Annotated in this window: 9 protein-coding genes; 5 read left to right on the forward strand and 4 right to left on the reverse strand. The window is 68.6% G+C overall.

Translation table 11 applies throughout. The annotated features are described in order from the left end of the window. Positions 1–60: 60 nt before the first annotated feature. From lysA to argH, 3 genes are all read right to left on the reverse strand, one after another. On the reverse strand, positions 61–1326 hold the full coding sequence (lysA, locus tag ACIPQB_RS06825) for a diaminopimelate decarboxylase (RefSeq protein WP_446484459.1): 1266 nt from the start codon (positions 1324–1326) through the stop codon (positions 61–63). Between the two features lie 148 nt (positions 1327–1474). Then, positions 1475–1789 carry a hypothetical protein gene (locus ACIPQB_RS06830; protein ID WP_446484460.1) on the reverse strand — a complete coding sequence of 105 codons (315 nt, stop codon included), beginning with the start codon at positions 1787–1789 and terminating at the stop codon, positions 1475–1477. Further along, entirely contained in the window at positions 1786–3210 is a 1425-nt protein-coding gene (argH, locus tag ACIPQB_RS06835; protein ID WP_446484461.1) for an argininosuccinate lyase, read from the reverse strand. The genes ACIPQB_RS06830 and argH overlap by 4 nt, the downstream gene beginning before the upstream one ends. On the opposite strand from argH, the gene ACIPQB_RS06840 reads away from it, so the two are divergent. The 4 genes from ACIPQB_RS06840 to ACIPQB_RS06855 all read left to right on the forward strand — a co-directional run bounded on the left by ACIPQB_RS06840 (position 3211) and on the right by ACIPQB_RS06855 (position 8313). Continuing rightward, on the forward strand, positions 3211–3843 hold the full coding sequence (locus tag ACIPQB_RS06840; protein ID WP_446484462.1) for a TlpA family protein disulfide reductase: 633 nt from the start codon (positions 3211–3213) through the stop codon (positions 3841–3843). Positions 3844–4015: 172 nt separating this feature from the next. Then, positions 4016–4219, forward strand: a complete 204-nt coding sequence (locus tag ACIPQB_RS06845; protein WP_446484463.1) for a cold-shock protein — start codon at positions 4016–4018, stop codon at positions 4217–4219. 77 nt (positions 4220–4296) lie between these two features. Continuing rightward, the gene (locus tag ACIPQB_RS06850) at positions 4297–5037 is read left to right on the forward strand and encodes a GNAT family N-acetyltransferase (RefSeq protein ID WP_446484464.1); all 741 of its coding nucleotides are present in this window, start codon (positions 4297–4299) and stop codon (positions 5035–5037) included. A gap of 69 nt (positions 5038–5106) precedes the next feature. Beyond that, positions 5107–8313 carry a family 78 glycoside hydrolase catalytic domain gene (locus tag ACIPQB_RS06855; RefSeq protein ID WP_446484465.1) on the forward strand — a complete coding sequence of 1069 codons (3207 nt, stop codon included), beginning with the start codon at positions 5107–5109 and terminating at the stop codon, positions 8311–8313. 39 nt (positions 8314–8352) lie between these two features. Here ACIPQB_RS06855 and ACIPQB_RS06860 read toward each other — a convergent pair whose 3' ends face one another. Next, a complete protein-coding gene (locus ACIPQB_RS06860; RefSeq protein ID WP_446484466.1) occupies positions 8353–11193 on the reverse strand; it encodes a TonB-dependent receptor in 2841 nt (946 codons plus the stop codon). Between the two features lie 618 nt (positions 11194–11811). Between ACIPQB_RS06860 and ACIPQB_RS06865 the strand changes: the two genes are divergently transcribed. Then, positions 11812–12333: a flavin reductase family protein gene (locus ACIPQB_RS06865; RefSeq protein ID WP_446484467.1), complete on the forward strand. Its 522-nt coding sequence runs from the start codon at positions 11812–11814 to the stop codon at positions 12331–12333. Positions 12334–12373 lie beyond the last annotated feature (40 nt).

Consider the following 12373-nt stretch of genomic DNA (forward strand, 5'->3'; position numbering starts at 1 on the left):
CCTGTCCTTGGACCTGATCCTATCGGCAACTCGCCTAAGGAGAGAATGGTCGCGCCGGCCCTACACCCACTCCGGCGCCACATCCCGCCCCAGCATTTCCTCATAAGACGGCCGCGCGCGGATCACTGCGAACTTGTCGCCGTCGACCAGCACCTCGGGGACCAGCGGTCGGGTGTTGTACTCGCTGGCCATGGCCGCGCCATAGGCGCCGGCCGACATGAAGGCCACCAGGTCGCCCGCCGCCAGCGGCGGCAAGGCGCGGTCACGGGTGAAGGTGTCGCCGGTCTCGCAGATCGGCCCGACCACGTCGTAACTGGTCTCGCCGGTCCGCGGGATCACCGGGCGGATGTCGTGGAAGGCGTCGTACATGGCCGGACGGATCAGGTCGTTCATGGCCGCATCGATGACCAGGAAGCGCTTGCCCTCCGGCCGTTCGTGGACGTGGATCACCTCGCTGACCAGCACCCCGGCGTTGGCGGCGATCACCCGGCCCGGCTCGAAGGCCAGCTTCACCGGCAGGCCCTGGACCGCCTCGGCGACCATCACCGCGAACTCGGCCGGGGAGGGCGGTTCGGGCATGTCGAAATAGGGCACGCCCAGGCCGCCGCCGAGGTCGAGGCGCTCGACATGCAGGCCCTCGCCCAGAAGCTGCTCGACCAGGCCGCGCATCTTGCCGAAGGCCTGGCGCATCGGCGTCAGGTCGGTGATCTGGCTGCCGATGTGGCAGGCCACGCCGATCGGTTCGAGGTGGGCGTGGTTGCTGGCGTTGGCGTAGAGGCGCGCGGCCTCGGCGAACGAGACGCCGAACTTGTTCTCGGACTTGCCGGTGGCGATCTTGGCGTGACCGCCGGCGGCGACGTCGGGATTGACCCGGAACGCCACCCTGGCCTTGACGCCCAGTTCGGCGGCGACCTCGGCGATCAGGTTCAGCTCGGGCTCGGACTCGACATTGATCTCGGCGACGCCGGCCTGCAGCGCGAAGGCGATCTCGCCGCGTTTCTTGCCGACCCCGGAGAACACGATGCGCTCGCCGGGGATGCCGGCCGCCAGGGCGCGGCGCACCTCGCCCTCCGACACCGTGTCGGCCCCGGCCCCCAGGTTGCCCAGCACCTTGAGCACCGCGACATTGGAATTGGCCTTGACCGCATAGGCGACCAGCGGGTCGGCGATCCCGGCGGCGACCAGGGCGCCGTGGAACACCTTGAAGTGCCGCTCCAGGGTGGCGCGGGAATAGACATAGACCGGCGTGCCGACCTCGCCTGCGATCCTGGCCAGCGGAACGCCTTCGCAGGCGAGGCCTTCGGGGCCGTATTCGAAATGGTTCACGTCGAGGTCTTTCTGGGCCCGCCGGCGTCGGTGGGTCCGTCCTCGTCCTTCGACAGGCTCAGGATGAGGGCTGGAGCAGGGGCGTTGCGATTGAAATCCTCATCCTGAGCTCGTCGAAGGACGAGGATTTCATGTGCGGCGTAACGGGTCAGTTCCCCGTCGAACTCGGGAAGCCGGGGCCGGAGGGGCCGCCGAACGGGTCGGTCTGGGTGCCGCCCAGCGGCGCGGCGCGGGTCGTGCGGTTGCTCGACGCCGGGTCCATGTTCTCCTGCGCGCCGTTGGGCCGGGCCGGCTGGTTGGCCTGGGCCGAGGACTGGCGGCGCTGGGCCTCGTAGGCGGCCTTCTTCTGGGCGTTCCACAGCGGGGCGGGACGTTCCAGTGCAGCCTGCTTGCCGCAGGCCGACAGGCCGGCGCCCGACACGGCCAGGGCGGCGAGGGTCAAGAGGGTGGCGGGGCGGATCATCCGAGCAGTTCCTTCCAACGCGCGATCTGGGCGCGAACCTGGGCGGGAGCGGTCCCGCCATAGCTGATGCGGCTGGCCGCCGAGGCGGCGGGGGTGAGCACGGTGTAGATTTCAGAAGTGATGCGCGGCTCGATCGCTTGCAAGTCGGCCAGCGCCAGTTCCGCCAGATCCACGCCCTTGCCCTCCGCCGCCTTCACGGCCGAGCCTGTCACGTGGTGGGCGTCGCGGAAAGGCATGTTCAGCTCGCGCACTAGCCAGTCGGCGAGGTCCGTGGCGGTCGAGAACCCGGCCCCGGCGGCGGCGGCCATCTTTTCGGTGTTCGGCGTCAAGTCGGCGACCATGCCGGCCATGGCCAGCAAGGAGAGCTCCAGGGCGTCGAAGGCCTCGAAGGTGGGGACCTTGTCCTCCTGCATGTCCTTGGAATAGGCCAGCGGCAGGCCCTTCATCACCACGGTCAGGGTGGTCAACGAGCCCAGGATCCGGCCGACCTTGGCGCGGACCAGCTCGGCGGCGTCGGGGTTCTTCTTCTGCGGCATGATCGAGCTGCCAGTGGTGAAGGCGTCGGTCAGCTTGACGAAGCCGAACATCGGCGTCGTCCACAGCACGATCTCCTCGGCCAGGCGCGACAGGTGGGTGGCGCAGATCGAGGCGGCCGACAGGGCCTCCAGGGCGAAGTCGCGGGCCGAGACGCTGTCCAGCGAATTGGCGGTCGGGCGGTCGAAACCCAGGCTTGCGGCGGTGGCGTGGCGGTCGATCGGAAACGGCGAGCCGGCCAGGGCCGCCGCGCCCAGCGGACACTCGTTCATCCGGGCCCGGGCGTCGCGGAAGCGGCTGGCGTCGCGGCCGAACATCTCGACATAGGCCATCAGGTGATGGCCGAAGGTCACCGGCTGGGCCGGCTGCAGGTGGGTGAAGCCCGGCATCAGGGCGTCAGCGTGGGCGTCGGCCTGGGCGAGCAGGGCTTTTTGCAGGGCCTCCAGCTGGGCTGCGGAACGGTCGCAGGCCTCGCGGACCCACAGGCGGAAGTCGACCGCCACCTGGTCGTTGCGCGAGCGGGCGGTGTGCAGCCGGCCGGCGACCGGGCCGATCAGCTCGCGCAGCCGCGCCTCGATGTTCATGTGGATGTCTTCGTATTCGTCGCGGAACGGGAAGGCCCCAGCGGCGATCTCGCCCTCGATGGCGTCCAGCCCCTTGAGGATTTCCGCGCCGTCCCCGCTTGCAATCACGCCTTGGCTGATCAACATCCGCGCATGGGCGCGGGAGCCCGCCAGGTCCTGCGCCCACAGGCGCTTGTCGAAGCCGATGCTGACATTGATCGCCTGCATCAGCTCGGCGGGCTTGGCCGAGAACCTGCCGCCCCACATGGCTTGGCCCTGTCCGCCCGTCGCGGTCGGGGGCTTATCGGAGGCGTCGTCGGTCATATGAACCAGATCCAGTCGAACGAGGACGGCGCTGCGCCGCGCAGGCGCAGCCCGCTGAAGTGGGCGATCGGCGCCGTTCTGCTGATCGGCGTCGCGGCGGTTCTATACGTCATCGCTCAGGCTTCGTTCAAACCCGCAGGCGTCGCCGACCTCAAGGAATTCAAGAAAGCCTCGCTGGAAAAGCTCGATGTGCCGGCCCAGCCGCGCGGCCAGCCGGCCACGGTGTTCACCGACGGGGCCGGAAAATCCCTGACCCTGGCCGATTTCAAGGGCCAGGTGGTGGTGATGAACCTGTGGGCCACTTGGTGCGCGCCGTGCAAGAAGGAGATGCCGACTCTGGCCAAGCTGCAGGCCCGCTACGCGACCCAGCCGCTGAAGGTGCTGCCGATCAGCGTCGACCGCGACGACGACCTCAACCTGGTCCAGGCCGAGATGGCCGCCAATCCGCCGCTGCAGGTCTATCGCGACCCGGGCTACAAGCTGTCGTTCGAGCTCGACCCGCGCGCCGCCGGCTATCCGACCACGGTGATCTACGATCGCCAGGGCCGCGAGCGGGCCCGGCTGGCCGGCGACGCCGACTGGTCCAGCCCCGAGGCTCACGCCCTGGTCGAGGCCCTGCTGGCCGAACACTGAGGGCGGGCGCGGGCTGGGAATATCGACGTTTTTTGAATTGACCCCCAAACGGGGGCGTGCCCACTCTGCCGTGCAATCCTGGCTTTGGGCCTGCTTCCGCTACCCGGACAACTGCGATTGTTACCGCCCGCTTTGTCCGGGCATCGGATCGGCTTTCTCTAGGAGATCTCCAATGGCGACCGGCGTGGTGAAATGGTTCAACGGCACCAAGGGCTTCGGCTTCATCCAGCCCGATGACGGCGGCAAGGACGTGTTCGTGCACATCAGCGCCGTCGAGCGGGCCGGCCTGCGCAGCCTCGACGAAGGCCAGAAGGTCAGCTTCGACACCGCCGAGGAGCGCGGCAAGGTCGCCGCGGCCAATCTGAAGCCGCTATAGCCGCCTTCCGGCCGAATTCGGCGAGATTTGCGCGCGCCGGTTGGCCACAACCGGCGCGGGTCTGCTATGGCGAACGCATGACCGTCGATCCCCGCCATCTCGAAACCGTCGCCGACCGCGCCTGGCCGGCCCGCCAAAGCGCCGCCCTGGGCGGCTGGCGGCTGAACGCCTCGGATGGCTGGTCGCTGCGCATCAACGCCTGCTGGCCGCTGGGCGAGCCGGACCGACCGGTCGACGAGGCCATCGCCGCCGCCGAGGCCTTCTACGCCGCCCGCGGCCTGCCGGCCCGCTTCAAGCTGGCCGACGGGGCGGTGGTCCCGGCCAACCTGTCCGAGCACCTGCGGGCGCGTGGCTACTATCCGACCCACGGCACGGTGGTGATGACCGGGGCCGCCGTCGGCCAGGCCGATCCGGGCGCCAGCCTGTCGTCCGCCCCCGACCCGGCCTTCGAGGCCGTGTTCGTCGCCAGCGCCGCCGGCAACGCCGCCGACGCCCGCGAACGACTGGACGCCCTGTCGCGCATCCCGGCGCCGGCCCGGTTCGCGCGCCTGGACCAGGGCAGCGAGACCGCCGCCCTGGGCGCGATCGCGGTCGACGGCCCATGGGTGGGGATCTTCGGCATGCGCACCGCCCCCGGCCATCGCCGCAAGGGTCTGGCGCGGCGAATCCTCGGGGTGCTGCTGAACGAGGCCCAGGCCCTGGGCGCGCGGCAGGCCTATCTCCAGGTCGAGGCCGACAACGCCCCGGCCATCGCCCTCTATGCCGGCCTGGGCTTCACCCCCGCCTACGGCTATCGCTACTGGGTGGCCGAGGGGTAGGGGACGCCGGAGGTTCTCGCCCGACCTCGATCTCTTCGTTGTTTGTTCGCGAGGTGTCGCATGCCGTCCATGAACCGCCGCCGATTCCTCGCCGCCTCCAGCCTCGGGACTGGGGTCGCGGTCGCGGCGGGCCCCGCCTCGGCCGGGCCGGCGTCGGCGAAGCTGGCCGTCGTCGACCTGCGGGCGGAGAACACCGCGCAGCTGCTGGGCACGGCGGTCCAAAGGCCGCGGCTCTCCTGGCGAATGACCGGCGCCGAGCGCGGCCTGGCCCAGACCGCCTATCGGATCCGCGCCGCCGCCCGGCGGGACGATCTGGCGGCGGGCCGGGCCGATCTCTGGGACAGCGGCCTAGTCCGTTCCGCCGCCAGCCTGGACATTCCTTTCGGCGGGCCGGAGCTGCGCTCGCAGCAGCGGGTCTGGTGGACCGTCGAGGCGCATGACAACCACGGGCGCGTCGTGGTGTCGGCGCCCGCCTGGTTCGAGGCCGGCCTGACCGGTCCGGACGACTGGCGGGCGCCATGGCTGATCGCCGAGGATCCCTTCACCGCGGCCGACCGCGCCGCCGGCGTCGACTGGGTCTGGGCCGGCGAGGCCCTGAACGACACGCCGCACGCCCTGCGGCTGGACTTCGAGGCCCCGCCGACCCTGGTCCGGGCCGAGGTGCTGGTGACCGCCAAGGACACGCTGCGCGCCGTCTGGGCCAACGGCCAGCCGGTTCCCTGGCATAATACCAGTTGGGGCGTGCTGCGGCCGGTTCCGATGCAGGTCCGCCCGGGCCGGAACTCGCTTTGCCTGCTGGTCTCGCAAAGCACGTCGGACTTCTTTCCGCCGACCGGCGGCGCCATGGCCAGCCTGATCCGGCTGCATCTCGCCGACGGTTCGATCCAGCGGATCGCCAGCGGCCCCAACTGGAAGGGCGCGGTCCAGCCGCCGCCGGACTGGACCGAGCCCGGCTTCGATCCTCAGGGGTGGACGGCGGCCCGCCCGGTCAACGACCGCGCCAAGTGCGATCCCCTGCCGGCCGAGCCCGGCATCCTGATGCGCACAGGCTTCACCCCGGCCAAACGGGTCGTCGGCGCGCGGCTCTACGCCACCGCCCTGGGCGCCTACGAGGCCTCGATCAACGGCCGGTCGGTCGCCGAGGCGCGGCTGGCGCCGGAAATCAGCGTCGCCGACGACCACGTCTTCTACCAGGTCTATGACGTCGGCGACCTGATCACCGACGGGCCCAACAGCCTCTGCGCCCTGGTCGGCGACGGCTTCTACGCCAGCGCCTTCACCTGGCATAATCAACGCTACAGCTTCGGTCCGCCGCCGCGTCGCCTAAGTCTGCAGCTGCGCTTGGACCATGCCGACGGAAGCCAGGACTGGATCGTGACCGGCCCCGACTGGCGCGTGGCCCCCGCGCCGATCCTGCAGTCGGAGATCTATAACGGCGAGGTCTATGACGCCCGCCTGGAGGTTCCTGGCTGGGACCTGCCGGGGTTCGACGCCAGCGGCTGGGCCACGGCCAAGGTCGGCGCCGCGCCCCGTGGCCGGCTCGTCCCCCAGACCAGCCCGCGCCTGAAGGCCCAACAGGTCCTGATGGCCGAAAAGATCACCGAACCCCGGCCGGGCGTTTACGTCGTCGACTTCGGACAGAACTTCGCCGGCCATGTCCGCCTGAAGGTCAGGGGCGAGGCGGGCCGGACGGTCACCCTCAGGTTCGCCGAATATCTGAAGCCCTCGGGCGAGGTCGACCAGGCCAACCTGCGCGAGGCGCTGGCCCGCGACGTCTACACCCTGCGCGGCGACCCCGCCGGGGAGGTCTATGCGCCGCATTTCACCTATCACGGCTTCCGCTACGTCCAGGTCGAGGGCTATCCCGGAAAGCCTTCGGCGGCGGAGGTCGAGGGCGTCGTGGTGTTCAGCGACTGCGCGCCGACCGGCGAGATGTCGTTCGACAACGCCCTGCTGCAGAAGGTCTGGAGCAACGCCCTGTGGAGCCAGAGGTCGAACTTCTTCGGCGTGCCCACCGACTGCCCGCAGCGCGACGAGCGGCTGGGGTGGATGGGCGACATCCAGGTGTTCCTCGACGCCGCCGCGTTCAACATGGACGTCGACGCCTTCATCCGCCGCTACCTGGCCGAGGTCCGGGCCGGCCAGAGTCCGGGCGGCGCCTATCCGATCGTCACCCCGGCCCCGCGCTCGTTCGGCGAGACGCTTACGGCCGGCTGGTCCGAGGCCGGGCTGATCCTGCCCTGGACGCTCTGGAACCGCTACGGCGACACCGCGGTCATCGACGAGAACTGGCCGGCGATGACGCGGTGGATGGACTCTCTGGCCGCCCAGAACCGGGACTTCATCTGGCGGAACGGCCGCGGCTGCGACCTGGGCGACTGGCTGTCGGTCGACGGGACCTCAGCGGGCGACGAGACGACGCCGCGCGTGCTGTGCGCGACCGCCTATTGGGGCCACAGCGCGCGGATCATGGCCGAGATGGCGGCGGCGACCGGCCGGACCGGGGAGGCGGCGCGGTATCGCGGCCTGTTCGACAACATCAAGCAAGCCTTCGCCGCCAACCTGATGCGGCCCGACGGCGCGGCCGGCAATGGCAGCCAGACCAGCCAGGTCCTGGCGCTTCACTTCGGCCTCGTGTCTGAGGAGCACAGGGCGCGCTCGGCCCAGGCGCTCGCCGACGACATCCGGCGGCGCGGCATGAAGCTGTCGACGGGGTTCCTGGGAACGCCCTACCTGCTCGACGTGCTGGCTGATGCGGGCCATCACGATGTCGTCGCCGGTTTGCTGCTGCAGACCGGCTATCCCTCGTGGGGCTATATGCCGATCAAGGGGGCCACGACCATGTGGGAGCGGTGGAACGGCGACACCGGCGACTTGGGGATGAACAGCTTCAACCACTACGCCTATGGGGCGGTGTGCGGCTTCTATTACCGCCGCCTGGCCGGCATCGCCCCGGCCGCGCCGGGTTTCCGGAGGATCAAGGTCGATCCGCTGTTCCTGCCCCAGGTGGGCGGCGTCAAGGCGTCCTACCGGTCCAGCCTGGGCCTGATCGCCACCGAGGTGAGCGGCGACGCCGGCGGCTTGACCCGCCTGAAGCTGACCGTGCCGCCCAACGCGACGGCCGAGGTCAGCCTGCCGGCCGAACGCTCGTGGCGGGAAGGTGGAAGACCGCTCCAGGGCCGCGCCGACGTTCGCCGTCTGGGTTCAACCGATGGGCGGCTGACCCTGGAGGTCGGGGCGGGCGACTATGTGTTTTCGGGGCCGTCGGCCCGGTAGCCAGGACGGCCAGCGGCGTCGCCGCTGGCCGTCCCTGTCCTATTCGCCGAAGCGGAAGCGCAGGCCCAGGCCGTAATAGCGGCCTTCGTAGCGGACATCGACCGGATAGTTCCGATCGGGCTGGTAGTTGTTGGTGTTCTCGAACGGCTTGGCCAGCAGGTTGGAGACGTCCGCGCTGATGGTCAGCTGCTTGGAGATGTCATAGCTCAGGGACGCATCCAGGCGGGACGTCGCCTTGGTTCCGACGCCGGTATATAGCGAGCCGTCGGAGGTCTGGCGGTAGTAATTAACCCAGGAAGACCGGTGATTGTAGGACAGCCGTCCCGTCACGCCGTGGCGCTCATAGAAGACGGCGGCGTTGTAGGTCCACTTGGAGAGGCCCTCGATCGGGACGAATGCCCCGTCGCCGCCCAGCACGGCGGGTTGCCGCTTCTTGCCGTCGATATAGGTGACGTTCCCCTGGACGCCGAAGCCCTTCAGCGCGTCCGGCAGGAAATCCAGGAAGGTCTGGGCGCCGATCTCCACGCCCTTGATCTTGCCGGCCCCGGAGTTCTCGGGACGATTGATCTCGATCAGGCCGTAGACAGGATCTTGGACACGCCGCGTGTAGTTGTTCGTGAAGCCGAAGAGGTCGCGATAGAACCCCGCGATGCTGATGTTGCCAGTGCTGGAGAAGTAGTATTCGGCGCTGACGTCGTAGTTGTTTGAGGTGAGCGGGACCAGATCGGGATTGCCGCCCCAGCCGTAGGCGTTCGGCTGCGGAGGCGCGTTGGGATCGATAGGCTGCGAGGGGTCGCGAATGACCTGGGTGACGTTCACAGCCGGGTTGAGCGCGCCAAAGTCGACGCGGGTGCGGGTCTGGGTGTAGCCCAGGCGCAGCTGCAGTTTGTCGACGGGCCGTATCCGCAGGCTGACGTTCGGCAGGAAGTCGGTGTAGTTCTGCCGGTTTGTCCGCGGGACCAGGGTGGTGACGCCGTTGGTGGTGACGCGCGAGGTGCCGGAATAGTCGCCCAGGGTCTGGACGACCCGGACTCCGATCACGCCGTCGAAATCGACCGAGCCCACCTCGAAGTTGTACTTGGCCTGGACATATTCGGCGTAGCTCTGCTCGGTGGCGCTGAAGGCGCCGGCCTTGTCCAGCGGCACCTCAGGGCTGCTGAAGGCCTTCAGCGTGTCTTTGTAGCCCTGGTCGTTGGGATTGAGCGCCACGAGCTGCTGCAAGGCGGCGACGGAGCGTTGTTGCAGGCCCGCGTAGTTCCCGGCGATCCCGTCGCGCGTCGGCATCAGGTACTGGGTGAAGCCCTGCGAATCGCCGCGGAACGGATCCGCGATCATCTCCAGCTGGCCCACGGGCAGGCCGGCCAGCGGCAGCTTGAGGGGAAGCACCCAGGCGTAGCGCGAACCCTGGATCAGCGAGGCGTCGCGATCGGTGAAGCGCAGTCCGAACTTGATCTCGGGGAGCCATGAGGCGCCGGTGTTGAACACCCCGTCGCCGCGCCACTGCACCCCGCTGCCCTTGGCGATGTAGTGCCGCTCGTAATAGCCGCGCCACAGGTAGTTGGCCGGGTCGGCGGCGTTGAAGCCTGTGATGTCGAACGCCGCGCCGTCCTTCTCGTTGAACTTCACCACCACGGTCGGCGGCGAGGCGAAGGCGCTGTCCAGGCTCCAGTTGCGGGCCTCGTACTCGCTGTCCTCGTAGGCCAGGTCGGTGGACAGGGTCAGGCGATCGCCGCGCCAGACCGCGCCGACCGCACCCTGATAGGTGTTGGTATGGTCCGCGCCGGTGGAGCGATAGGCCTGGGGCGCGACGCCGCCGGTCTTGGTGAAGCCCGCGGCCTGGTCGGTCGTTCCCGGAACGAACGTGACGTTGGTCAGGGTCGGGTCCTGCCGAACCGTCGAATCCCAGTCCCGCAGGTTGACGTCCAGATTGTCGGTCGCCTGCCGGCCGCGGTAGCCCTGATAGATGCCGTCGACATAGACCTCGAGCTTGTCGGTCGGCCGCCACTGGATGGCGATATTGCCGGACGGCCGGTAGCGCTTGCCGCCGTCGTTATAGAGGCCGACGGAGTAGGGATACTTGAAGTTATGGCCCGCGCTGGCCGGCGAGACGCTGGAGGCGGGACTGACCGTGGCGATGCCCTGGTTGTTGTAGCGCACGCCGTTGCGATACTGCGACTGGGCGTAGGTGGCGTTGGCCAGGACGCCGATTTCGCCGATCGGCGTCTCCCAGCGGTCGGAAACCAGGATGTTGCCGTTCGGATCGTACTTCTTGGTCTGGTCGTTGTAGGTGCCGCGCACGCCGCCGCCGAGGAAGGCGCCCTTGAAGTCGAACGGGCGGCGGGTGCGGACATTGATCAGACCGGCCAGACCGGGCTCGACGATGTCGGCGGTGCCGGACTTGTAGACCTCGATCCCGGCCAGGGCCTGGGCCGGAAAGTCCTGCAGCTGCACGCGGCGCAGCTCGGCGGTGAAGATTTCGCGGCCGTTATAGGTGGTGGCGACGTCCGGCAGGCCGCGGATCAGCACGCGGTTGGCCTCGTCGCTGAACCGCTCGACCTGCACGCCGGTGATGCGGGCCAGGGTCTCGGCGGCGGTGTTGTCCGGCAGCTTGCCGATGTCCTCGGCGACGACGGCGTCGAGGATGGCGTCCGAATTGCGCTTGATCTGCTGGGCCGACCGCAGGCTCTCCCGCAGGCCGGTCACGACGATTTCATCCACCGCCGCGTCGGCCGACGCCGGGGTCGCATCGGCTGAGGCGACCTGTTTGGTCTGGGCCGGCTTGTCGGACAATACCGAATTTGCAGCCATCGTCTGGGCTGCGACAGGCATGGCTAAAAGCGCCATCGGCGCGACCGACAGCATGAACGCAAGGCGTTTCATGAATCCCCCCTAATGATTGAACACGAGGTATTTTCCCCGTGATGGCATTTTGTCTGACTAAACCTGCCTGCCTCGTCATCAGTCGTCAATAGGATTGATAATATTAATCCCATGGCGGTCGGCGGGCGTTTGGCGCCATGGAGGCCTGAATCGCGTCGAAAATCGAGGGGGCAAGAGCTTTAGAAGGGGCGCGGCGCGCTCCCCCTATTGTCTTACCTAAGAAACAGTCCCGTTCTCGGCCTTGGCCCTTGAACGGTCAAAGGCGCGCTGGCGCATCGGCGCCGGAATATACTCGGACAAAATAAACAATACGCCCGGGCGCCCTTCCGCGTGACTAGGCCGAGAGCGCTGGAGATGACGGCTGCGAACGTCCGTGGCCGATCTTGTTTGAACCGATTATTTCAAATATCAAGATTCTAGAAATAATCTGAATTTCAAGCAACGCGCATCCTCGCCGTCGGCCACGGCGCGAGCGCCTGGAAAATCGTCCTGTATCGCTCGCGCCGGTCACTCCTTGAAAGATCCGCCCCACGCCTTGGGCGGCCGACCTCTTCCGAAGGGGCCGTGCGAGGCGGTCGGCGCTTGCCCGCCCACGCGCTTTGCCCCACTTGTGAGCGAATGAGTCAGGCGGTCACGATCGAACTGGGCGAGGGCGGCGCGCATGACGCCCGGGCCCTGCGCCACGCCTTCGGGTGCTTCACCACCGGGGTGACCGTGGTCACCACCTTGGGCGAGGACGGCGGCCGCATCGGCCTGACCGCCAACAGCTTCACCTCGGTGTCGTTGGACCCGCCCCTGGCCCTGGTCTGCATCGACCTGAAGTCCAAGAGCCTGGCGGCCCTGGAGGCGGCGGGCCGCTTCACCGTCAATGTGCTGCACGCCGACCAGCAGGCCATGGCCCGGCAGTTCACCCTCAAGGAGGGCGACCGCTTCGCCGGGGTCGACACCGAGGCCTGGGAGACCGGAACCCCGGTCCTGCCCGGCTGCATGGCCAATTTCGAATGCCGGACCCACCACGTCTTCGACGCCGGCGATCATCGGGTCTATGTCGGGCGGGTGGTCAAGCTGCGCTACGACCCCGGCCACGAGCCGCTGGTCTATCTGCAGGGACGATTCCGCCGGGTCCATGTCGAGGACTGACGGCATGACGACATGCGAGACGGCGCGGACGGCCCGGGCC

This window comes from Caulobacter sp. LARHSG274, assembly GCF_052871235.1.

Bases quoted from the DNA above. Each gene is read 5' to 3' on its own strand.
- argH (WP_446484461.1), bottom strand. From the start codon at position 3,210: ATGACCGACGACGCCTCCGATAAGCCCCCGACCGCGACGGGCGGACAG.
- ACIPQB_RS06850 (WP_446484464.1), top strand. From the start codon at position 4,297: ATGACCGTCGATCCCCGCCATCTCGAAACCGTCGCCGACCGCGCCTGG.
- ACIPQB_RS06830 (WP_446484460.1), bottom strand. From the start codon at position 1,789: ATGATCCGCCCCGCCACCCTCTTGACCCTCGCCGCCCTGGCCGTGTCG.
- ACIPQB_RS06840 (WP_446484462.1), top strand. From the start codon at position 3,211: ATGAACCAGATCCAGTCGAACGAGGACGGCGCTGCGCCGCGCAGGCGC.
- ACIPQB_RS06845 (WP_446484463.1), top strand. From the start codon at position 4,016: ATGGCGACCGGCGTGGTGAAATGGTTCAACGGCACCAAGGGCTTCGGC.
- ACIPQB_RS06860 (WP_446484466.1), bottom strand. From the start codon at position 11,193: ATGAAACGCCTTGCGTTCATGCTGTCGGTCGCGCCGATGGCGCTTTTA.
- ACIPQB_RS06855 (WP_446484465.1), top strand. From the start codon at position 5,107: ATGAACCGCCGCCGATTCCTCGCCGCCTCCAGCCTCGGGACTGGGGTC.
- ACIPQB_RS06865 (WP_446484467.1), top strand. From the start codon at position 11,812: ATGAGTCAGGCGGTCACGATCGAACTGGGCGAGGGCGGCGCGCATGAC.